We start from the raw sequence: 22,251 nt of genomic DNA, 5'->3' as shown, positions 1-22,251 counted from the left end.
GTTTTTAAAATGCGTTTTTCATCTTCTCCTTTATTTCATCCAAACAAAGGTTATTTATACTACCTTCATGCGTATGTTTGGTTTCTTTTGGAGATTGAAATGTACCATTTTCTAATTGTTCTGCTACGGCTTTGTACGCATCTCTAAAAGGCATTCCTGCAACCACCATTTCATTTAAAGTGTCAACAGTAAACAAATAATTGTATTTTGGATCTGCAAGAATATTGTCTTTTACTTTAATATCTTTAATGGCAAAAATCGCAATATCCAAGCACGCTTTTAAGTTTTGAATCGCAGGAAACAATCCTTCTTTTAATAATTGTAAATCTCTGTGATAGCCACTTGGAAGATTGTTAGTTATCAAAGTAATTTCGTAAGGCAAGGCTTGGATCTTGTTGCATTTTCCACGAATCAATTCAAATACATCCGGGTTTTTCTTGTGTGGCATAATGCTCGAACCTGTTGTAAGATGCGCCGGTAAGCTGATAAAATCAAAATTCTGACTCATATACAAACAAACGTCCATAGAGAATTTAGCAAGAGTAGCTGCCACGCTACTCATAGCAAAAGCAACCGTTTTTTCTGATTTTCCACGGCTCATTTGAGCAGCAACGGAGTTGAATTTTAAGGTTTCGAATCCCAGCTCTTTTGTTGTGAAAGTTCTGTTGATAGGAAATGAACTTCCGTAACCGGCCGCAGAACCCAATGGATTTTGATCTACGATTTTTAAAGCAGCATTAAGCATCGTAATATCATCGATTAAGGTTTCGGCATAAGCGGAGAACCACATCCCGAAAGAAGACGGCATCGCGATTTGAAGATGCGTGTAACCCGGTAATAAAACATTTTGATGTTTTTCTGCGGATTCCATTAACAAATCAAAAAGCACTTTTACTTGTTCTTTCAGGTCTGTAACGACATCTTTCAAATATAAATTAACGTCTACTAAAACCTGGTCGTTACGAGAACGCGCCGTATGGATTTTTTTACCGGCATCACCTAATTTTATGGTCAATAAATATTCAATTTTAGAATGTACGTCTTCAAAACTATCCTCGATTACGAAATTACCTTTTTCGACATCAGTTATGATTTCTTCTAAAGCCAAAACAAGAGAAGTAGTTTCTGAATCGGTCAAAAGTCCGATTTGGCCTAGCATTTTAGCATGTGCAATAGAACCTAATGCATCATATTTGGCTAGAACTAAATCCAGTTCTCTGTCGTTTCCAACGGTAAAATGTTCGATTTGCTTATCGGTTGGTATTCCTTTTTCCCAAAGTTTCATATATGGATAATTAGATTTTTAGACTTTTTAGATTTTTAGCCCCGATAGCAGTGGAAATCCTTTTATTTTTTTCTTTAAAAAATAAAAGATTGCAACGTATAGCGGGATTAGCTCCTGAAAATAATCAGGATAAATCCAAATTATTTTATTGTTTGAAAAAATCAGTTAGTATTTTGATATACAATTCAATTCCTTCTTCTATTTCGTTTATAAATATAAATTCGTCTGCCGAGTGCGACCGCAGGGTTTCGCCAGGTCCTAATTTTAAGGATTGACAGCTTAAAACCGATTGATCAGAAAGGGTAGGTGAGCCGTAAGTGGTTCTTCCGAGTGCGATTCCTGCCTGCACTAAACCATGATTAACTGGAATTGAGGAAGCGTTTAAGTGCATAGATCTAGGAGTAACAAATACTTCCCGCGTTTCTTTTTTTACTCCCCCTTCGCGGGTTGGGGGGCTTACGGTGTCTAAAATTTCCTGATTGCTATAACAATCATTCACTCTGATATCCACAACCAAGTGACATTCCGCAGGAACTACGTTGTGTTGTTTTCCTGCGCTTATTTGTGTTACCGTCATTTTCACGGGCCCTAAAACCTCCGATATTTTTTCGAATTGATAGCTATTAAACCATTCAATAACGGGTATTGCATTGTAAATAGGATTGTCAGGATTATTGTGCGCGGCGTGACTCGCGGTACCTTTTACAATAACATCAAGTACCAATAAACCTTTTTCGGCTATGGCCAATTGCATCAAAGTAGGTTCGCCAACAATGGCACATTCCAGTTCCGGTAAATGTTTCAAGACGCTGTTTAATCCTTTTTTACCACTGCTTTCTTCCTCTGCGGATGCTACCATAACAATATTGTAAGGTAGATTTTCATTCGAATAAAAATGAACAAAAGTCGCTAAAAGCGAAACCAAACAACCTCCTGCATCATTGCTTCCCAAGCCAAATAGCTTTCCGTCTTCAACAATCACCTTGAAAGGATCTTTAGTATATCCTTGATTAGGTTTGACGGTATCGTGATGGGAATTCAGTAAAAGCGTAGGTTTGGTTGTGTCAAAATGTTTATTAAAAGCCCAAACATTGTTATTTTCTCTTTCGAAAGGAATATTATTTTGGGTAAACCAATTTTCGATTAAAAGCGCTGTTTGGTCTTCTTCACTTGAAAAGGAAGGGGTTTCAATCAGTGATTTTAATAGCGCAATGGCTTCTTGTGTTAGGGTTTGTATGTTTTTCATTTATTTTTTACAAAATCATAAAGTTTATTTTAAACCATTAAGGAATTAAGAAAATTAAGTTTTTTATTTCTTAATTAAACCTTAATTCCTTAATGGTTCAATTTTTTACAGTTGAATAGTGGTGCAAACTGAATTTTCATTTTGCAGCATCCTGTGATGACCAATTTTTATTTTTTGAACTCCTTTGGACAAACTATTGAAACAGTTGTCTAATTTAGGAATCATGCCGGAATGTATCGCTTTTTCGGCTTTTAATTTGGAATATAATTCTTGATTGATGTTTTCAATTATGGAAGAATCATCTTCGGCATCATATAAAACGCCCGGTTTTTCGAAACAATAATTCAAAGTGACATCAAATACTTCGGATAAGGCAATCGCCAATTCACTGGCAATGGTGTCTGCATTTGAGTTTAATAATTGTCCTTTTCCATCGTGCGTAATCGCACAAAATACAGGAACAATCCCATTTGTAAGCAACGTTTCCAATAGTTCGGTATTGACTTTTTTGACATCTCCTACAAAACCGTAGTTAATCGTGGGATGGTTTCTTTTATCCGATTGAATTAAGTTTCCATCTGCACCCGAAAATCCCAAGGCATTGGTGGAATTTGCTTGTAATTGGGCAACAATGTTTTTGTTGATTTGACCTGCATAAATCATCACGACTACATCAAGCATTGCAGCATCGGTAATGCGTCGTCCGTCAATCATTTGAGGAACTAATCCAATACTTTCGGCCATTTTTGTAGCGGATTTTCCGCCACCATGAACGAGTATTTTGTACCCTTCAATCGCAGAAAAATCAGATAAAAATTGCGATAATTCCGCTGGATTATCAATGATGTTTCCACCAATTTTTATAATAGTTAATGGTTTCTTATTTTCCATTTTCTAATATTTTTTTCAACACTAATTGGGCTGCATACGTTCTGTTATTGGCTTGTTCAATCACAATCGAATTTTCGCTGTCAATTACTTCATCCGTTACGATTACGTTACGTCTTACCGGCAAACAGTGCATGAATTTAGCATTGTTGGTCAGTTTCATTTTATCGGCGGTTACAGTCCATTTGGGGTCGGAATTAGTGATTTTTCCGTACTCTTTGTAATTACTCCAGTTTTTGGCATAAATAAAATCAGCATTTTCAAAAGCCTTATCTTGGTCGTATTCAATCTTCGAATCTTTAGTTATTTCAGGATTTAATTCGTAGCCTTCGGGATGCGTAATGACAAAATCGGCATCTTGTAACTGCATCATTTCCACAAACGAATTAGCAACTGCTTGAGGCAATGCTTTAGGATGTGGCGCCCAAGTCAAAACTACTTTTGGTTGATGTTTCGTTTTGTGTTCAGCCATAGTTATAGCATCGGCTAACGATTGTAATGGATGTCCGGTAGCTCCTTCCATATTAACAACAGGCACAGTGGCATGTTTTAAGAAACCAGAAAGTACGATTTCTGCATTGTCTTTTTCTTTATCCATCAATCCTGCAAAAGAACGTACGGCAATAATATCGCAATATTGAGAAACTACCGCTGCCGCTTCTTTAATATGCTCCGAAGCACCGGAGTTCATGACGGCTCCGTCTTCAAATTCAAGAGTCCAACCTTCATTGGTAAAATTCATTACCATGACGTTCATGCCCAAATTTAATGCCGCTTTTTGGGTACTCAAACGCGTTCTTAAACTTGGATTAAAAAACAACATTCCTAAGGTTTTGTTTTTACCCAGTTTTTTGTTTTTAAGCGGATTTTTTTTAATTTTAATTGCTTGTTTCACCCATTTTGATAGAGAATCAATGTTTTGTATCGAAATATAGTTCATTGTTTTATGTTTTTGTGGTTAGTCGATTCTTTGTTTATTTGGATAACCGAATAAACAAATAACCGAATCAACTTTTTAAATTATTTTAGTAAAAGGTATTTCGTTTTTTAAAGCTTTCAAAATAAAATTGTCTTCCAATCCATTGACAATCCAAGTTTCGATAGCAGCGTTTTTGGCAATTGCCGAAGCTTCTATTTTTGATTGCATTCCACCAGTTCCATGAGAAGATTTCGAATCGCCAATTTCTTTTTCCAATACTTTTAAATCGGTTACCAAAGAAATCGTTGCAGGAACGGTGTCGTTTATGGATGCTTTGGTGTAAATTCCGTTCGTATTCGTAGCGATAATCAGAATGTCAACATTTAATAAAACGGCCGTTAAAGCGGCTAATTTATCGTTGTCACCAAACCGAATCTCATCTGTTGCCACCGTGTCATTTTCATTGATAATCGGAATGTAATTATTTTTGACCAACACATTGATGGTGTTCACGATATTTACTTTGGATTGTTCTTTTTCGAAATCAGAATAAGAAAGTAAACACTGTGAAATTAGCAATCCTAAATCGCTGAAGTTTTCATGATAAATCCGCATTAAATGAGGCTGACCAATCGAAGCCAAGGCTTGTTTTACAAAAACATCTTTGTCTTGATTTTCCAGTTTTACAAATTGTTTGGCTGCAGCGATAGCACCTGAACTCACAATGATAAACTCGTAATCGTCTTGTAAAGTGGCTATTTGCATGCCAATATCTTCAATCTTTCCTCTCGAAATATGATTGGTTTCTTTGGTTAACGTATTGCTTCCTAACTTTAATAAAATTCTTTTTTTAGACATGATTTTTAACCGCAAAGGGCGCAAAGTTTATATTTTGAATCTTTACAAACCCAAGGTTCGCAAAGGAAATCTTATATCATTAATCGTTATTCTAAAATCTGCAATTAACCGAATACTGAACACTGATTACTGCCTACTATCTCACTTGTCCATTCCCGTAAATATACCACTTATTAGTAACTAAATGTTGCAAACCAATAGGTCCACGTTGGTGTAATTTGTCTGTGCTTATCGCCAATTCGCCACCTAAACCAAATTGTCCTCCATCAGTGAATCGGGTGGAAGCGTTTTGGTACACGGCTGCGGTATCCACGTTTTCCATAAATTCTTGGGCAATTGCATCATTTTTTGTGATTATCGAAGCCGAATGTCCGCCACAATATTTATTTATTTTATAAATTGCTTCTTGGTCAGAATTGGTTGTCCCAATGACAATTTTATAATCCAAAAACTCTTCGTACCAAATTAAATCCGATTCAATCTGAGGAACATTCGTTGTTTTTGAAATACTTTCGTCTCCCAAAACTGTGACGTTTCTTTGTTGTAATTCCTGAATTACTTTCTTTGCAAAAGCTTCCCAATTTTTTAAATTAGTATCAATTAAAACTTTATCTAAAGCATTGCAAACTGATATGTTTGAGGTTTTTCCATTTATAATAATAGCAAGTGCTTGATCTAAATCAGCATCCTTATTTACATAAACAAAATTATTTCCTCGTCCACTTATAATTACCGGGCAGGTTGCGTGTTTTTTTACAAAAGCAATCAGATTTTCACCACCACGCGGAACGATTAAATCTACTTTTTGGGTAGGTTTCTCCAAAAATGCCTGCGTTTCTTCGCGATTGTAATTCAAGTACTCCACCCATTCTTTAGCAACGTTGTTTTCTTTTAAAGCTTGATGCCACAATTCCACTATTTTCAAATTGGATAGTAGGGATTCTTTTCCGCCTTTCAATAGAATTTTATTTCCAGACTTAAAGGCAATTCCACCCGCTTCAACAGTAACATCAGGTCTGGACTCATAAATAATCATTATGGTTCCAAAAGCCGCTGTTTTATTGATGATTTTCATTCCGTTTTCATGGTCGAAATTAAAACGTTCTACACCAATAGGATCTTCCTGATTGGCTAATTGCTGCAGGGATAAAATCATTCCGTCAATTTTAGCATCATCAACCAACAATCGTTTTTCCATAGCCAAATCATCGCCAAAATAATAGTGCAAATCCTGTTGGTTTATGGTTTTAAGATTGGCTCTTTCTTCTTCAAGAAGTTCCGCCATACGGCTTAAAACTGCGTTACGGTTTTCTATAGTTAATAGTTTGTTCATACGATTGTTTTAGACGGTCAAAGACCGTTAATCACTTCCTCAAAGCCGGAGACTTTGCGGAGCATTATGGTTTTATTTCTGCTAAACTTTCTTTTAAAGCAATAATGAAAGTATCGATGGCTTCTTTCTTGATTGTCAATGGCGGAAGGATTCTTAATAAATTTTTATTGTTGGCACTTCCCGTAAAAATATGCTTTTCAAGAATTAGTTTTTTTCGTAAAGTACTTACATCAAAATCAAATTCAACACCCAGCATTAATCCTCTTCCTTTTACTTTAATAACTTCAGGAACACTTTTTATTTGTTCTTGAAAATAGGCAGAAATAGCGATTGTATTATCAATTAATTTTTCTTTTTCTATAATATCTAAAACGGCTATTCCTGCGGCACAAGCCAAATGGTTTCCGCCAAAAGTAGTTCCTAACATACCATAAACAGCATCGATATGATTACCAATTAAAACACCTCCAATGGGAAAACCATTTCCCATTCCTTTTGCTATGGTAATAATATCTGGTTTGATGTCATGGTGTTGAAAACCAAAAAATTTACCCGTTCTTCCATATCCCGCTTGAACTTCGTCTAGAATAAGAATGACGTTGTAGATTTTGCACAACTTTTCTAAAGCTTGAAAAAACGCAGTCGAAGCTTGGTCTAAACCACCCACACCTTGAATGGATTCGATAATAACAGAAGAAACATCTCCTTTTTTTAATTCGTTTTCTAAGGCTTCAACATCATCAAAGGCCAAAAATGTAACTTTTTGCTGCTTGTTTAAAGGAGCATTAATTTTTTCATTGTCGGTGACAGCAACAGCCGCAGAGGTTCGTCCATGAAAAGAGTTATTAAAAGCAACGACTCTTGATTTGCCGTTAACAAACGAAGCTAATTTCAATGCATTTTCATTGGCTTCAGCCCCAGAACTACACAAGAATAAATCATAATCATCACAACCGGAAAGTTTTCCTAACTTAGTGGCTAATTCTTCTTGAATTGGATTCTGAATCGCATTGGAATAAAAGGCCAAATGATCTAATTGATTTTTGAGTTTTGCCACATATTCTGGATGCGTATGACCTACTGAAATTACGGCATGACCTCCATAAAGATCCAAGTATTCGATTCCTTTGTCATCTGTAATGATACAATCCAATCCTTTTACTGGAGTTACATCATATAAAGGGTAAACGTTAAATAAGTTCATTTTCTTTTTTTGTTTGAATGGTTTAAGGTTTCAAGTTTCAAGTTACGTGTGTAACCTTAAACTTTAAACTTGAAACAAATTTTTAGAAACCCGATGGTTTCAATTGCAATCCTGTGGTTTCATCCAATCCAAACATCAAATTCATGTTTTGAATGGCTTGTCCTGAGGCGCCTTTTGTCAAATTATCAATTACGGAGGTAATCAATAACCGGTTTCCTTTTTTCATTAAACTAATAATGCATTTATTCGTTTGAACCACTTGTTTCATGTTGATTCCGGTGGTTGTAACGGTTACAAAAGGTTGGTCTTTGTAAAAAGCCTCATATTTAGCCACTACATCTTCCAGACTTTCTTCGATTGTTGTGTATAATGTAGCGAAAATTCCTCTCGCAAAATCTCCTCTGTTGGGTACAAAAATCAATTCGTTTGTATAATCGGCTTGCAATTGATTGACACTTTGGTTTATTTCACCCAAATGTTGGTGTTCAAAAGCTTTGTAATGCGACATATTATTGGACCTCCAACTGAAATGTGTCGTTTCCGAAGGGGTAACTCCAGCGCCAGTGCTTCCCGTTGTCGCGTTGATATGAACATCCGTTGTAAGCATTTCGGCTTTCGCCAAAGGCAATAATGCCAGTTGAATTGCCGTTGCAAAACAGCCTGGATTGGCTATAAACTGAGCGTTTTTAATGACTGCTTTATTCAATTCGGGTAAACCGTAAACAAATGATTTACCACCGAAATCTTTGTCTTTTGTCAAACGGAAATCATTTCCTAAATCGATGATTTTGGTATGACTCGCAAATTGGTTTTGCTCCAAAAATGATTTGGATTTACCATGACCCAAGCACAAGAAAACCACATTTACATTAGGATTTACCGTATCAGTAAAATTCATTTCGATGTCACCCATCAAATCGTGATGCGCAACATGAAGTGGTTTTCCAGCATTGGTGGTGCTGTAAACAAAATCGATAGTCGCATGAGGATGAAACATCAATATTCTGATGAGTTCCCCCGCAGTGTAACCCGAGCCTCCAATTATTCCAACGTTAATCATAATCTCTATTTTAAAATCATTTTTTATTTTTAACCATTAAGAGATTAAAGGAAAATTAAGCTTAATTAAACTTAAATATCTTAATGGTTTGAAAAACAAGTACTAATTATTCTACTCGTAAGTTTCCTTATTCACAGACGAAAATATGTTCTGTGCATTACCCAATATTTTGATAAATCCTTTGGCATCATCAGATGTCCAAGCATTGTTCATTTCGCCATATTGACCAAAACCGGTGTTCATCAAGTCATTTTCAGATTTAATGCCGTCAAGTGAAAAATGATATGGTTTCAATGATACTGTCACTGTTCCATTTACCGTTTTTTGAGTATCTTCGAGGAAAGTCTCGATGTTTCTCATTACCGGATCAAGAAATTGACCTTCGTGAAATAACATTCCGTACCAGTTTCCTAACTGTTCTTTCCAATATTGTTGCCATTTTCCAAGGGTGTGTTTCTCTAGTAAATGGTGTGCTTTGATAATAATTAATGGCGCAGCAGCTTCAAAACCAACTCTTCCTTTAATACCAATTATCGTATCGCCAACGTGAATGTCTCTACCAATTGCAAAAGCACTTGCCAGTTTTTCCAATAGAACGATATTTTTTACCGGAGTATCCATTTTATTATTGATTCCTACTAATTCTCCTTTTTCAAAATGCAAAGTCACTTTTTCTTCTCCTTTTTTTTGTAATTGCGAAGGGTAAGCTTCACTTGGAAGCGGAAGGTTTGAGGTCAATGTTTCTTTACCGCCAACACTCGTTCCCCAAAGTCCTTTATTGATAGAATATTGAGCTTTTTCCCACGAATATTCTACGCCATTGGCTTGCAAATAAGCCACTTCTTCTTGTCTTGATAATTTCAAATCACGGATAGGAGTGATGATCTCAATTTCTGGCGCAATGGTTTGGAAAATCAAATCAAAACGAATTTGGTCATTTCCTGCACCTGTACTTCCGTGAGCAATCGCATTGGCACCTACTTTTTTGGCATATTTTATCGCTTCCATCGCTTGAAAAATACGCTCAGCACTTACGGATAATGGATAAGTATTATTTTTTAATACATTTCCGTAAATCAAATATTTAATAGCCTTATCATAATATTTATCTACTATCGTAAGATTTGTATGTTGTGCGCTTCCTAGTTCGTAAGCTCTTTCTTCAATTGCGGCTAATTCAGCTTCGTCAAATCCGCCAGTATTAATTAGAACGGTATGAACTTCGTATCCTTTTTCGTTCTTCAAATATTTCAGGCAATAAGAGGTATCTAATCCTCCGCTATATGCTAATACAACTTTTTTCATGATATTATTTTTTTAAAAATAAGGCTTCCTTAATTAATTTTAATCTGTTGAGAACTCTCACGTTAAATGGGTGTTTTGGCGGATCTTTCGGTTTCTCTTTTGGGTCATACAACATTCCGGTACACAAACACATCTTGTTTTCTTTGCTTTGCAAAATTTCGTAATTGGTGCAGGTTTTGCAACCCGACCAAAAAGTAGGATCGCTAGTCAATTCCGAAAAAGGTACTGGTTTATAACCCAAATCCGAATTGATTTTCATAACCGCCAAACCAGTGGTGATTCCAAATATCTTAGCGTCCGGGTATTTCTCCAAAGAATATTCAAATACTTTTGATTTGATTTGTTTGGCTAAGCCTAAATTTCTGTAATCAGGATGAACGATTAAACCAGAATGTGCCACAAATTTCCCGTGCTGCCAACTTTCGATATAACAAAAACCAGCAAATTTCCCGTTGTCTAATGCGATAACGGCATCTTTAGTTTCCATCTTTTTCTGGATGTAATCAGGAGTTCTTTTTGCAATTCCCGTACCTCTCAATAAAGCAGATTGCTCAATGGTATCGCATATTTCTTGGGAATATTTATAGTGTTCTTCCTGAGTTATAATGATAGATATATTCATTTCAAGAGTTGAATTTTTGAGTTAAAAAATGAGTTGTCAGTTTGTTTTGAAACGCATTATTCCTCCCATTAAAATTAAAACTAAAATACGAATTTATAGTCCAATAAATTGAATAGCAATTAATTAGTAATAATGAGATAATGATTTTGGAATATACTATTCCAACGGGAAATAAATGTGATTTCAAAACGGTAAAATGAAAAATGAATAAAAATAAAACAAAACACTTGTGGAAACTATACCAATAGCATCCGTACTTCGGGAGAAGTAGTCGGTTTGTTTGTCCGTGAGATAGGAGTTATATTTATACTAGTGTTATTCATTGGGGCAAAAGTACACTAATTTTCATAGCACCATACTAATTTTGCGTTTTCTAACAAAATTTTAATGCATTGTTGTATTTTTTAGGAGCTATCGAAACCAGCTATTCGTTGCAAGTTTATTTGTTTAAGGATGTTTTTGTAAGCCCTAAAAGGAGCTTCCGCTGGTCGCTCTTTTAGGACAACAAAAAACAATCCTTCTACTGCATAAAGCTTTCCACTGCTATCTGGGCTAAAACATACTATTGTACCTCCTTTACTGCATGGATTAGTAGGGAAAAATGTAGAAATATTGAAAGGGCAATTAAAAAAGTAAATGCTTTATTTTTAAATGATCTGGAGACTTAGAGGACTAACTGACCTCATCACCTTAAACTAAAAAAAAACTCCGAAGGTTTAGACTTTCGGAGTTTTTTAGTTTTATTTGGAATATTATTTTCTCACAAAGGGTGGAAGAAGTTTACTGGAAACTTCACCAAAACCAATTCTAAGATGTCCGTTTTGGCAAAATCCTTTCATGATTACGGTGTCGTTGTCATTTATGAATTTACGTTCTGTTCCATCGTTCAATTTTATGGGGTTTTTACCTCCCCAAGACAATTCTAACATTGAACCATAACTATCAGGAGTTGGTCCGGAAATGGTACCCGAACCCATCATATCGCCTGAATTCACTCGGCAACCATTAGAAGTATGATGCGCTAATTGTTGGCACATTGACCAATATAAATATTTAAAATTAGAATTAGAAACAACAGTTGGTTCTGCATTCTCGGGCTGGATCGCGACTTCTAAGTTGATATCAAACGAATGTTTTCCTTTTTGTTGCAAATAAGGCAATGGAGTTGGTTCTTGTTTTGGACCTTTTGTTCTAAAGGGTTCCAAAGCATCCATCGTAACAATCCAAGGCGAAATAGATGTAGCAAAGTTTTTTGCCAAGAAGGGTCCTAGTGGCACATATTCCCATTTTTGAATATCGCGGGCGCTCCAGTCATTCAATAAAACCATTCCAAAAATATAATCTTCGGCTTCTGTTACTGATATGTTTTCACCCATTATATTGACATCGGTAGTGATAAATGCAGTTTCTAATTCGAAATCCACTAGACGGGAAGGTCCAAAAACAGGTGTCGTTTCGCCATTTGGCAACGTTTGTCCCATAGGTCTGTGAACAGGAATCCCTGAAGGAACAATAGTAGAACTTCTACCGTGATAGCCTACAGGAATATGAAGCCAGTTTGGCAACAATGCATTTTCTGGATCACGAAACATTTTCCCTACATTAGTCGCATGTTCTTTACTGGAATAGAAATCAGTATAGTCACCTATTAGTACTGGCAATTGCATTTCAACATCTTCAATTTTGAAAATTATGATACCACAATCTTTTTCCGAATCACGTAATTTTGGATTTTTTTCGTCAAAAATATCAGCAATACGGTTTCGAACCAATCGCCACGTTTTTTGTCCATCGGAAATAAAATCATTCAAAGTATCTTGCATGAACATGTCATCTGTCAACTCAATACCTTCAAAGTAGTTTAATTGTTGCAGAGCTCCTAAGTCAATTGCAAAATCTCCAATTCGAGTTCCTACAGTTACAACGTTTTCTATCGTAAGAAAAACGCCAAAAGGTATATTTTGAATTGGGAAGTCACTATTAGCGGGTACTTCTAACCAAGATTTTCTATTAGTATCGTTAGCTGTTATAGGCATGATGTGTTAATTATTTTGTTGAAAATTACATGTCAAATATATTATAATCTAACTATTAACCAAACGTTTTTTTGTATTTTTGCATCATATTAACGAAAATCAAAGAAATGCAACGCGACGAACAAATTTTTGACCTTATTCTAGAAGAACAAGAAAGACAAATTCACGGATTAGAACTTATTGCCTCAGAAAACTTTGTCAGTGATGAAGTAATGGAAGCAGCTGGTTCAGTTTTAACTAATAAATATGCCGAAGGATATCCTGGCAAAAGATACTACGGAGGTTGCGAAGTAGTTGATGTAATCGAACAAATTGCTATTGATAGAGCCAAAGAATTATTTGGTGCTGCCTATGCAAATGTGCAACCACACTCTGGTTCACAAGCCAATACAGCGGTTTACCATGCTTGTATTAAACCCGGAGACAAAATTTTAGGTTTTGATTTATCTCATGGTGGACATTTGACTCACGGTTCTCCTGTAAATTTTTCAGGACGTTTATATTCTCCTTCATTTTACGGTGTAGATAAGGAAACAGGAAGGTTAGATTATGATAAAATTCAAGAAATAGCCACTAGAGAGCAACCAAAACTAATCATTGCGGGAGCTTCGGCATATTCTCGTGATATGGATTTTGAGCGTTTTAGAGTAATTGCTGATAGTGTTGGAGCAATTTTATTGGCTGATATTTCTCACCCGGCAGGGCTAATTGCCAAAGGTTTGATGAATGATCCTTTGCCTCATTGTCATATTGTAACAACTACCACTCACAAAACGTTGCGTGGTCCTCGTGGAGGTTTAATTTTGATGGGGAAAGATTTCGAAAACCCATTTGGTTTAACTACTCCAAAAGGAGAAATAAGAATGATGTCTTCGTTATTGGATTTAGCTGTTTTCCCTGGAAACCAAGGTGGTCCATTAATGCACATTATTGCTGCCAAAGCGGTTGCTTTTGGTGAAGCTTTGAAAGATGAATTTTTCACTTACGCTTTACAATTGCAAAAAAATGCAAATGCCATGGCAGATGCTTTTGTAAAAAGAGGATATGAAATTATTTCAGGCGGAACGGACAATCACATGATGTTGATTGATTTAAGAAACAAAAATATTTCTGGAAAAGATGCTGAAAACGCATTGGTACGAGCAGAAATTACCGTTAATAAAAATATGGTTCCATTTGATGATAAATCACCATTTGTGACTTCAGGAATTCGTGTGGGAACTCCGGCTATAACCACTCGTGGTCTGGTTGAAGAAGACATGGAAACTATTGTGGAGCTTATTGACCGAGTGCTAATGAATCATACTAACGAAGATATCATCGAAGAAGTAGCTAATGAAGTAAACGAAATGATGAGCGAAAGAGCTATTTTCGTATACTAATACAATAGTCTTAAAATTTTTAAAGTCGAAAGTCGAAAGTCTGGAAAAGAAATTTGTATGTTCTTTTTTAGTTTTGACTTTCGACTTTTGACTTTCAACTTTTAAACTAAAAAAAATGTCTGTACTAAGATTAAAATTGCCAACTGATCCAAGATGGGTGAATATTGTTGAAAAAAATATTGAAGAAATTTTGACGGATCACGCTTGGTGCGAACAAAAAGCTGCTACAAATGCTATTACAATTATCACTAATAACTCGGAGCATCAAGATTTAGTTCAGGATTTATTGGCTTTAGCCAAAGAAGAAATTGACCATTTTGAACAAGTCCATAATATCATAATTAAACGTGGATTGAAGTTGGGGCGCGAGCGCAAAGACGATTATGTAAACGAATTGTATTTGTATATGAAAAAAAGCGGGAATGGCAGCAGAGTTTCCAGTTTGGTAGAACGGTTATTGTTTTCGGCTATGATTGAAGCTCGAAGTTGTGAACGTTTCAAAGTGCTTTCAGAAAATATCCAAGATGAAGAATTGTCAATATTTTATCGGGATTTGATGGAAAGTGAAGCGGGGCATTATACTACTTTTATCACTTATGCCCGAAAGTATGGAGTAGGAGTAGATGTGGAAAAACGTTGGCGAGAATGGATTGAATTTGAAGCTTCCATTATTGAAAACTATGGAAAAAATGAAACGATACACGGCTAAATTCTAGAATGTTTTGTTAATATTAAGAATTTACCCTCTTTTTTTAATTTTTTAAATCAATTATAAACCAGCTGTTTATAATTGATTTTGTTTTCTATTGACAGTATTTTTGTTATTAATTGAAGTTATTGGTTACCGATTTATAATTTTTGATTTACATTTATATTTTTAAATTTAACCTTAATAATTAATAATTGCAATGAAGCTGAATTATAATTATGATGGAAATATTGCTTGCAGAACAATATTACAAGATCAATTAGAAAAATTAGATATTAATTATCAATTGCGGGAATTAGGTCAAATTGAAATTAGTGATACTATATCTGAAGCTTGCTTTGAGGAACTTCAAACTTCACTCAACAGATACGGTATTCATATTATCGATAATCCAAAAGGACAATTAATTCAAAAAATTAAGGATGCAATTGTTGAAATTGTATATGAAAAAGATAAATTTCCTAATACCACAATTTCTCAATATCTATCGGATAAATTGAATTATAGATATGGTTATATTACTAATGTTTTCTCAGAATATACGTACACTTCGATAGAAAATTTTATTATTATTCAGAAAATTGAAAGAGCAAAAAAGTTAATTATGGATGAAAAATTAAGTTTAACTGAAATCTCTTATGAATTAAATTACAGCAGTGTGGCTTATTTGTCAACTCAATTTAAAAAAGTGACGGGATTAACGCCTACCATGTTTAAAAGAGTTGTTGACAAAAGAAGGAAATTAGCCAATAATGAATAAATATAAAATCACCTAAATAATACCTCAAATATTCTATGATTACACATCAAGATCCAATGCATATTCTTTTAGCGGATGACGACGAAGATGATCGCACTTTTTTTAGTGAAGCTATAATGGAGCTTAAAATGGATAATAAGTTGACTTTATTTAAAGATGGTAAAGGGTTGATGGATTATTTAGTAGATCCTGATATCCTATTACCTCATATTTTATTTCTGGATTTAAATATGCCGGGTAAAACAGGAATCGATTGTCTAAAAGAAATTAGAGCAAATACTCGTTTTAAAGATGTTTCAGTGGCGATATATTCCACATCATCGTCGGAAAAAGATATTGAAGACACCTTTATTGAGGGTGCTAATATTTATATAAAAAAACCAAATGACTTTTCTATGCTAAAAAAAGTAATTAAGGAAGTCATCAATATGAATTGGCAATTTCATACGTCAGGATTAAATATAGAAACCTTTTTCTTCAGCATTTAAAAAGGAACAGATGAAATTTTCAGGATTATTTAAAAATTCTCAAGTATTCAAATTAGCCTTAATTGTAGCTATTCTTGTTGTTTGTTATTTTGGTTCCAAATTTTTCTCTCAAATGCAAAAACTCAACTCAACACTTGAATTAATTGCAAAATCCAATGAAACCCAACTTGAATTAGAAAAACTTTTATCGATAATAAATAGTTACGATTATAGTTTGCGAAATTATATTATTACTAAAGATGATTCTTATTTAGAGGACCGCTTTTTGAATAGAGGCATAATTGAAAAAGGTATAAAAAAACTAAAGCTCTTAACTGCAAATGATTCTATAAGACATAAAGATATTCTAACATTTGAAAAACTGATAAACTACAGGTTCAAATTATTTAGGGATACCTATATTGCTGTTAAAAGTAGTAATTTGGATAAAAGGGGACTTGATTATAAGTTGATGAGGAGTAATGATTACACTGAAAAGATGAAATTATTTGTTTACAAAATCATTTATTCAGAAAGATTAAAAACTAAGTTTCAAAATTCGAACCATCAATTTGAACTTCAAGATTCATTAATAACGGCTTTTCTACTAATTATTCTGTCACTTTTAATCTTGTTGCTTTCCTTTAATAAAACCAATATCGATATCGAGGAACTTAAGCAAGCAAATGATAAACTAATGTTACTGAATGAATCATTCAATACGGCTGAAAAAACGGCTGGTTTTGGACACTGGATGGTTAATTTAGAAACAAATAAGTATACTTTTTCAGATAATTTGTATAGGCTTATGGGGGTTGAACCCAATGCATTTGAACCCAATGTAGAAAATTCAATAAAATACTTTCATCCGGATGATTTGGAGCATGCAAAAAAATTGCATACAGATTCTTTAAAAAAACAGGAGGCTACTTCGTTTTTTTTTAGGTATTTAACTCCTGATAATGAGGTAAGGCATATTATGGCTGTTGGTAGTTTTACTAAAGACGGAAATGGAGATTTGATAAAAATAGGGGTGAATTATGATATCACAAATCAATATAAAAAAACACTTGAATTAGAGGAAAATAATAAAGAGTTAAAATATATAAATACAGAGCTTGAGTCCTTTAACAATATTGTAAGCCATGATTTACAGGAACCTCTTCGCAAGATTCAAATGTTTATTTCCAGATTAGAAGAAAAAGAATTTGATGCGCTTTCACAGCAAGGAAGAGACTATTTTTCAAAAATTAGAATTGCTGCCAATCGAATGCAAACCTTGCTTATTGATTTAGTCAATTATTCCCGAACTATTAAAGGGGACAAAGTCTTTGTTGAAACGGATTTAAACAAAATTCTTGTAGAAACGATACAAGATTTATCGACAAATGTCGAAGAGAAAAATGCAGTGATTCACATTGGAAAATTACCCACACTTAAGGCGATTCCTTTTCAACTTAAACAGCTTTTCATCAATTTAGTATCTAATTCACTTAAATACAGTAAAGACGATGTAATACCTCAAATTAGCATTACTTCTGATAAAATCACCCAAGAAGAAATGCTCGAAAATAGAATAGCAAATGAAAATGATTATTATAAAATTGTAATCACCGATAACGGAATTGGATTCAAACAAGAATTTGCAGAGAAAATATTTCTTTTATTCAAACGTTTAGAAACGGACCCAAAATATGCTGGAACCGGACTTGGATTGGCTATTTGTAGTCGAATTGTGGATAATCATAAAGGGTTTATAAAAGTGAAAAGCGAACCCAACGCTGGGGCTAAATTTTCTATTTTCCTCCCCAAAGGAGATTTGGTTTAATTTTTTTAAGTTCGAAAAAATACAAAATGTTAATAATCTCAGAGGCAACAACTGCCGATTTTAAAACTATTCAAGAAATTGCTTTTCAATCTTGGCCAGATACTTATGGCGCAATTTTATCCAAAGAACAAATTGAGTATATGCTTGATTTGTTTTATTCAGAGGAGACTTTGAGCGAAAATTTAAATAAAAAGGGACATCGTTTTATACTAGTTCATGATGCTGATATTTGTTTGGGATTTGCTTCCTATGAGCATAATTACTTGAATAAAAACGGTACTCGTCTTCACAAAATCTATTTGCTTCCTAAAGCCCAAGGAAAAGGAGCAGGGAAGTTATTAATAGACACGATTGAAAATTTAGCGAGAGAAAATCAGTCCATTGCTCTTTCATTAAATGTTAATAGATCCAATAAAGCCCTTACGTTCTATCAGAAAATGGGTTTCACAATTGTTTCCAAAGAAAATATTGAATTGGATTTTGGTTATTTAATGGAAGATTATGTAATGGAAAAACAGTTATAACTATTTGGTAAAATACTTTTTAAAATTTTTGTTTTTGCAGCTAATTATATAAAAATGAATCGGCAGTCACAGTGTATATTTTCGTACATTTGATAGTAAGAATTTATCCAAATGTATACTTGTTCAAATAAAAATAAAATGAGTTTAAAATCAATATCATTATTTTATATACTTATTTTTAGTCTAATATCTTGTTCCAAAAAAGATATTGAAGAAACTAAACCTACCTTAGGAGATGTTACAGAAAGTGTCTATTCATCTGGAGTTGTAAAAGCAGAAGGGCAATATACCGTTTATTCAACAGTGAACGGAACGCTACAAAAGATAAAAGTTACTGCAGGAGAATCGATAAACAAGGGACAAACACTATTTGAACTGGAAAATGAAAAAGCGGAATTAAACACGGAAAATGCTCGTTTAGCGTATCAATTAAGTCTTGAAAGTAATCGTTACATTCAGGATAAAATTGCTGAAATGGAAATGAAAGTACAGTCTGCCAAAGATAGATTAACCCTAGATGAATCTATTTACAACAGGAACAAGAATATAAAAAACCAAGGCGGAATTTCGGAAGTTGATTTTGAGAGAGTAGAACTAGCTTATAAAAGTTCCAGGATCAATTACGAATCTACCAAAAAACAATTGACACAACTTAAAGCTCAATTGCTAAATGAGCAAAATAGAAACAGAGTCAATCTGCAGATCAATCAGAAATCTCAAGGTGATTTTGGCATTAAAAGTGCCTTCTCCGGTCAATTATTTGATGTTTTAGTAAAAGAAGGAACATTGATTACTCCTCAAATTCCATTGGCAATCATTGGTAAAGCAAATTCTTTTTTATTAGAATTGGAAGTAGATGAAAATGATATGGTTCGTGTCACGATCGGGCAAAATGCTTTTGTGACAATGGATAGTTATAAAGGTCAGGTTTTTGAAGCAATTATTGATAAAATTTATCCAATAATGGTGGAACGTTCCCGCACCTTTAAAATCGAAGCACATTTTGTAGATCCTCCCAAAAAACTTTATCCGAACCTTACAGCAGAGGCTAATATCGTTATTAAAACCCAAAAAAAGGTAATGACTATTCCAAAGAAATATTTGATAAAAGAGGAATATGTTTTAGTTAACAAAGACGAGAAACGTAAAGTGAAAATAGGTTTGAGTGATTATGAAAAAGTAGAAATTTTAGACGGTTTGACCTCTGACGAAACTATATATATGCCCAAATAATGAACTTTAAACTCATTTTAAATATTGCATTACATCTTCTCCAGGCGAGGCTAAAACAGACCGTTGTCGCGGCTGTTGGGGTCACTTTTAGTATTGCTATGTTTATTTCTTTGGTGAGTTTTATGAATGGTTTAAATGATTTGTTGGACGGTTTAATGTTGAACAGAACACCACATATTCTTTTGTATAATGAAATAAAACCTTCAGAAAACCAACCCATAACATTATCAGAAACCTATAATAACACCTCTAATTTTATTCATTCAATAAAACCAAAGGATATTGGGAAATCCATTTATAACAGTAAATCGATTATTAATTATTTAAAAAAGGATTCTCGTATTATAGATGTGGCACCAAAAATAACCACGCCCGTTTTTTTTAATTCAGGAACTATAGAGATTTCAGGGGTAATCAACGGAATTGATATTCAAGCAGAAGAAAAATTATTTAAATTCAGCGATTATATAATTGATGGAAAAATTGCTGATTTATCTGAAAACAACAGTATAATAATAGGAAAAGGATTAGCTGATAAAATGCTGCTTGTAAAAGGAGATTTCATAAAAATCACTTCTTCGAAAGGGAATTTGGCTTCTTTGAAAATTGTTGGTATTTCACAAATTGGAATTGCTGATATTGACAATGCCATGAGCTACACCTCGTTGGCGACAGCGCAAAAAATACTTGGAGAGCCTACTAAATATATTACAGACATTCAAATTAAATTATATGATATGGTTTCGGCTCCAACTGTCGCCAAAGAGTTTCACAACAAATTCAATCTCGATACGATAGATTATCAAACGGCTAATTCCCAATTTGAAACCGGAAGTACGGTGCGCACAATAATTTCCTATGCCGTAGGATGTGTATTATTGATTGTGGCTGGTTTTGGAATTTATAACATTTTGAATATGATGATTTATGAAAAAATGGACAGTATTGCCATCCTTAAAGCCACAGGTTTTTCAGGCAGCGATGTGAAATGGATTTTTATTTCACTATCTATAATTATAGGGTTATCAGGAGGATTATTTGGCTTGCTGTTTGGATACATTTTTTCCTCTATAATTGATGTTATTCCATTTGAAACAGCGGCTTTACCTACTGTAAAAACGTATCCGATAAACTATAATCCAATATTTTATATTATAGGAATCGTGTTTGCATTATTCACGACTATTATAGCGGGACTTTTCCCGGCTTTAAAAGCCATTAAAGTGGATCCCGTAGAAATTATCAGAGGAAAATAAGTATGGAAAATAATAAAGTTCTTGAAACTATTGGTTTAAATAAATATTTCTACGATCCTGTAAAATTTCAGGTACTTTCAGAAATAAACATGAGCATAAATCACGGTGAGTTTGTTTCAATTGTAGGGAAATCAGGTTGTGGGAAATCGACTTTGTTGTATTTACTTTCCACCATGGATACGGATTATGACGGTGAAATATTTATTCACAACGAACTTGTTACTGGAAAAACAGACAAAGAATTAGCCTTAATTCGGAATGAAAAAATTGGTTTTGTATTCCAATTTCATTATTTGCTTGCAGAGTATAATGTCCTAAAAAATGTAATGCTTCCTGGTCTAAAATTGGGTAAATTCTCTAATCAGGAACTCGAACATCGCGCAATGGAGCATTTGAAAACATTGGATATGGAAGATCAAGCCTTGAAAATGCCCAATCAATTGAGTGGTGGGCAAAAGCAACGGGTAGCGATTGCCAGAGCGTTAATAAACGATCCCTTACTCATTATGGGAGATGAACCCACAGGAAATTTGGACAAGAAAAATAGTGATTTAGTTTTTGATATATTTAATAAATTAACTCAGGAACAAAACCAAACTTTATTGGTTGTTACCCATGACACTGATTTTGCTGAAAGAACAAATCGAATCATTACTATGGAAGACGGAAAGATTATTTCTTAAAATTATTGAACTATAATTTCATGTTTATAAAGCAATCCTTTTATTCCTTCTAATGAAAATACAGCTTTCTTAATTTTTGTTTTGGTAGGATCAATGGTGTAATTGTAACTTGTTTTGAAATTGCCTTTATTAGCAATTGCTTTCGCAAATTCCGAACGGTATAAATCACAATTATCAAAAACGACTTCGGTTAAATCTGTACTCATGAAATCTACAGCAACAATACTACAATTGGAAAACGAAGTTCCTTTGATTTTCAGCGTATAAAATTTGGAGAAATCCAAGTTACAATCTTTAAAATGAACTTCGAAAATGAGTTTGTCACACATTGCAAAATTAACCTCTCTTATTTCGCAATGATTGAAAAATACGGTTCTTAAAGCCACATGATTTATTTGGGCGCCAGTAAAAATGCAATCATTGAAAATACAATCTATAAAAGTGACCGCTATGAAATTGCAACTAGAAAAATTACAGTTTGTAAAAGTACAGCATTCATATTCCTTAAAATTTATCTCTTCAGAATTATACGTCAGGTTGCTGTATTCAATGTCTAAAAAATATTCTGGCATGTACGGATTTAAAATTCGAATTTAGTATTGTAATAATTTTGAGCAAAGAAACAAAATTCCATAAAGCCAAAAGCCTGTAAT

Annotated in this window: 21 protein-coding genes; 9 read left to right on the top strand and 12 right to left on the bottom strand. The window is 34.0% G+C overall.

What is annotated here, in order from left to right:
* Positions 1-4 precede the first annotated feature (4 nt).
* The 11 genes from argH to fahA form a co-directional block, all read right to left on the bottom strand.
* Complete coding sequence (gene argH / locus IWX84_RS04565; RefSeq protein WP_196849569.1) at positions 5-1,285, bottom strand: argininosuccinate lyase; 1,281 nt, start codon at positions 1,283-1,285, stop codon at positions 5-7.
* A 145-nt stretch (positions 1,286-1,430) separates the two neighbouring features.
* A complete protein-coding gene (locus IWX84_RS04560) occupies positions 1,431-2,531 on the bottom strand; it encodes a M20 family metallo-hydrolase (RefSeq protein WP_196849568.1) in 1,101 nt (366 codons plus the stop codon).
* 105 nt (positions 2,532-2,636) lie between these two features.
* Positions 2,637-3,422: an acetylglutamate kinase gene (gene argB, locus IWX84_RS04555; protein WP_196849567.1), complete on the bottom strand. Its 786-nt coding sequence runs from the start codon at positions 3,420-3,422 to the stop codon at positions 2,637-2,639.
* Entirely contained in the window at positions 3,412-4,359 is a 948-nt protein-coding gene (locus IWX84_RS04550; protein WP_196849566.1) for an N-acetylornithine carbamoyltransferase, read from the bottom strand. The genes argB and IWX84_RS04550 overlap by 11 nt, the downstream gene beginning before the upstream one ends.
* Before the next feature lie 75 nt (positions 4,360-4,434).
* Positions 4,435-5,196 (bottom strand): glutamate 5-kinase, encoded by a 762-nt coding sequence (gene proB, locus IWX84_RS04545; RefSeq protein WP_196849565.1) that lies wholly within the window; start codon positions 5,194-5,196, stop codon positions 4,435-4,437.
* Positions 5,197-5,332: 136 nt separating this feature from the next.
* On the bottom strand, positions 5,333-6,529 hold the full coding sequence (locus tag IWX84_RS04540; protein WP_196849564.1) for a glutamate-5-semialdehyde dehydrogenase: 1,197 nt from the start codon (positions 6,527-6,529) through the stop codon (positions 5,333-5,335).
* 64 nt (positions 6,530-6,593) lie between these two features.
* Positions 6,594-7,733 (bottom strand): aspartate aminotransferase family protein, encoded by a 1,140-nt coding sequence (locus IWX84_RS04535; RefSeq protein WP_196849563.1) that lies wholly within the window; start codon positions 7,731-7,733, stop codon positions 6,594-6,596.
* A gap of 82 nt (positions 7,734-7,815) precedes the next feature.
* Positions 7,816-8,793 carry an N-acetyl-gamma-glutamyl-phosphate reductase gene (gene argC, locus IWX84_RS04530; RefSeq protein WP_196849562.1) on the bottom strand — a complete coding sequence of 326 codons (978 nt, stop codon included), beginning with the start codon at positions 8,791-8,793 and terminating at the stop codon, positions 7,816-7,818.
* 111 nt (positions 8,794-8,904) lie between these two features.
* Positions 8,905-10,098 carry an argininosuccinate synthase gene (locus IWX84_RS04525; RefSeq protein ID WP_196849561.1) on the bottom strand — a complete coding sequence of 398 codons (1,194 nt, stop codon included), beginning with the start codon at positions 10,096-10,098 and terminating at the stop codon, positions 8,905-8,907.
* A 4-nt stretch (positions 10,099-10,102) separates the two neighbouring features.
* Positions 10,103-10,720 (bottom strand): GNAT family N-acetyltransferase, encoded by a 618-nt coding sequence (locus tag IWX84_RS04520; RefSeq protein ID WP_196849560.1) that lies wholly within the window; start codon positions 10,718-10,720, stop codon positions 10,103-10,105.
* A 752-nt stretch (positions 10,721-11,472) separates the two neighbouring features.
* Positions 11,473-12,756, bottom strand: coding sequence for a fumarylacetoacetase (gene fahA / locus IWX84_RS04515; protein WP_196849559.1), 1,284 nt, complete (start codon positions 12,754-12,756; stop codon positions 11,473-11,475).
* A gap of 107 nt (positions 12,757-12,863) precedes the next feature.
* On the opposite strand from fahA, the gene glyA reads away from it, so the two are divergent.
* The 9 genes from glyA to IWX84_RS04470 all read left to right on the top strand — a co-directional run bounded on the left by glyA (position 12,864) and on the right by IWX84_RS04470 (position 21,598).
* Positions 12,864-14,138 (top strand): serine hydroxymethyltransferase, encoded by a 1,275-nt coding sequence (gene glyA / locus IWX84_RS04510; RefSeq protein WP_196849558.1) that lies wholly within the window; start codon positions 12,864-12,866, stop codon positions 14,136-14,138.
* A 115-nt stretch (positions 14,139-14,253) separates the two neighbouring features.
* Positions 14,254-14,847, top strand: coding sequence for a tRNA-(ms[2]io[6]A)-hydroxylase (locus IWX84_RS04505; RefSeq protein WP_073206106.1), 594 nt, complete (start codon positions 14,254-14,256; stop codon positions 14,845-14,847).
* A 199-nt stretch (positions 14,848-15,046) separates the two neighbouring features.
* Positions 15,047-15,607, top strand: coding sequence for a helix-turn-helix domain-containing protein (locus IWX84_RS04500; protein ID WP_196849557.1), 561 nt, complete (start codon positions 15,047-15,049; stop codon positions 15,605-15,607).
* A 35-nt stretch (positions 15,608-15,642) separates the two neighbouring features.
* Positions 15,643-16,095, top strand: coding sequence for a response regulator (locus IWX84_RS04495; protein ID WP_231385413.1), 453 nt, complete (start codon positions 15,643-15,645; stop codon positions 16,093-16,095).
* 10 nt (positions 16,096-16,105) lie between these two features.
* The gene (locus IWX84_RS04490) at positions 16,106-17,902 is read left to right on the top strand and encodes an ATP-binding protein (RefSeq protein ID WP_196849556.1); all 1,797 of its coding nucleotides are present in this window, start codon (positions 16,106-16,108) and stop codon (positions 17,900-17,902) included.
* Between the two features lie 26 nt (positions 17,903-17,928).
* Positions 17,929-18,426, top strand: a complete 498-nt coding sequence (locus IWX84_RS04485; RefSeq protein WP_196849555.1) for a GNAT family N-acetyltransferase — start codon at positions 17,929-17,931, stop codon at positions 18,424-18,426.
* Between the two features lie 138 nt (positions 18,427-18,564).
* Positions 18,565-19,659 carry an efflux RND transporter periplasmic adaptor subunit gene (locus tag IWX84_RS04480; RefSeq protein ID WP_196849554.1) on the top strand — a complete coding sequence of 365 codons (1,095 nt, stop codon included), beginning with the start codon at positions 18,565-18,567 and terminating at the stop codon, positions 19,657-19,659.
* Positions 19,659-20,915, top strand: coding sequence for an ABC transporter permease (locus tag IWX84_RS04475; RefSeq protein ID WP_196849553.1), 1,257 nt, complete (start codon positions 19,659-19,661; stop codon positions 20,913-20,915). The genes IWX84_RS04480 and IWX84_RS04475 overlap by 1 nt, the downstream gene beginning before the upstream one ends.
* Before the next feature lie 2 nt (positions 20,916-20,917).
* A complete protein-coding gene (locus tag IWX84_RS04470; RefSeq protein ID WP_196849552.1) occupies positions 20,918-21,598 on the top strand; it encodes an ABC transporter ATP-binding protein in 681 nt (226 codons plus the stop codon).
* A gap of 2 nt (positions 21,599-21,600) precedes the next feature.
* Here IWX84_RS04470 and IWX84_RS04465 read toward each other — a convergent pair whose 3' ends face one another.
* Positions 21,601-22,170 (bottom strand): pentapeptide repeat-containing protein, encoded by a 570-nt coding sequence (locus IWX84_RS04465; RefSeq protein WP_196849551.1) that lies wholly within the window; start codon positions 22,168-22,170, stop codon positions 21,601-21,603.
* Positions 22,171-22,251 lie beyond the last annotated feature (81 nt).

It is taken from the genome of Flavobacterium sp. CG_9.10, from assembly GCF_015752245.1.
GTDB lineage: Bacteria > Bacteroidota > Bacteroidia > Flavobacteriales > Flavobacteriaceae > Flavobacterium.
This window is presented reverse-complemented; position numbering and strand designations above follow the sequence as displayed.

Excerpts from the sequence above, each read along its gene's own strand:
- IWX84_RS04505 (WP_073206106.1), top strand. The coding sequence starts at position 14,254 with ATGTCTGTACTAAGATTAAAATTGCCAACTGATCCAAGATGGGTGAAT.
- IWX84_RS04540 (WP_196849564.1), bottom strand. The coding sequence starts at position 6,529 with ATGAACAAACTATTAACTATAGAAAACCGTAACGCAGTTTTAAGCCGT.
- proB (WP_196849565.1), bottom strand. The coding sequence starts at position 5,196 with ATGTCTAAAAAAAGAATTTTATTAAAGTTAGGAAGCAATACGTTAACC.
- IWX84_RS04560 (WP_196849568.1), bottom strand. The coding sequence starts at position 2,531 with ATGAAAAACATACAAACCCTAACACAAGAAGCCATTGCGCTATTAAAA.
- IWX84_RS04500 (WP_196849557.1), top strand. The coding sequence starts at position 15,047 with ATGAAGCTGAATTATAATTATGATGGAAATATTGCTTGCAGAACAATA.
- IWX84_RS04465 (WP_196849551.1), bottom strand. The coding sequence starts at position 22,170 with ATGCCAGAATATTTTTTAGACATTGAATACAGCAACCTGACGTATAAT.
- argB (WP_196849567.1), bottom strand. The coding sequence starts at position 3,422 with ATGGAAAATAAGAAACCATTAACTATTATAAAAATTGGTGGAAACATC.
- glyA (WP_196849558.1), top strand. The coding sequence starts at position 12,864 with ATGCAACGCGACGAACAAATTTTTGACCTTATTCTAGAAGAACAAGAA.
- fahA (WP_196849559.1), bottom strand. The coding sequence starts at position 12,756 with ATGCCTATAACAGCTAACGATACTAATAGAAAATCTTGGTTAGAAGTA.
- IWX84_RS04480 (WP_196849554.1), top strand. The coding sequence starts at position 18,565 with ATGAGTTTAAAATCAATATCATTATTTTATATACTTATTTTTAGTCTA.
- IWX84_RS04520 (WP_196849560.1), bottom strand. The coding sequence starts at position 10,720 with ATGAATATATCTATCATTATAACTCAGGAAGAACACTATAAATATTCC.
- IWX84_RS04550 (WP_196849566.1), bottom strand. The coding sequence starts at position 4,359 with ATGAACTATATTTCGATACAAAACATTGATTCTCTATCAAAATGGGTG.
- IWX84_RS04490 (WP_196849556.1), top strand. The coding sequence starts at position 16,106 with ATGAAATTTTCAGGATTATTTAAAAATTCTCAAGTATTCAAATTAGCC.
- IWX84_RS04470 (WP_196849552.1), top strand. The coding sequence starts at position 20,918 with ATGGAAAATAATAAAGTTCTTGAAACTATTGGTTTAAATAAATATTTC.
- IWX84_RS04495 (WP_231385413.1), top strand. The coding sequence starts at position 15,643 with ATGATTACACATCAAGATCCAATGCATATTCTTTTAGCGGATGACGAC.
- IWX84_RS04535 (WP_196849563.1), bottom strand. The coding sequence starts at position 7,733 with ATGAACTTATTTAACGTTTACCCTTTATATGATGTAACTCCAGTAAAA.
- IWX84_RS04485 (WP_196849555.1), top strand. The coding sequence starts at position 17,929 with ATGTTAATAATCTCAGAGGCAACAACTGCCGATTTTAAAACTATTCAA.
- argC (WP_196849562.1), bottom strand. The coding sequence starts at position 8,793 with ATGATTAACGTTGGAATAATTGGAGGCTCGGGTTACACTGCGGGGGAA.
- argH (WP_196849569.1), bottom strand. The coding sequence starts at position 1,285 with ATGAAACTTTGGGAAAAAGGAATACCAACCGATAAGCAAATCGAACAT.
- IWX84_RS04525 (WP_196849561.1), bottom strand. The coding sequence starts at position 10,098 with ATGAAAAAAGTTGTATTAGCATATAGCGGAGGATTAGATACCTCTTAT.
- IWX84_RS04475 (WP_196849553.1), top strand. The coding sequence starts at position 19,659 with ATGAACTTTAAACTCATTTTAAATATTGCATTACATCTTCTCCAGGCG.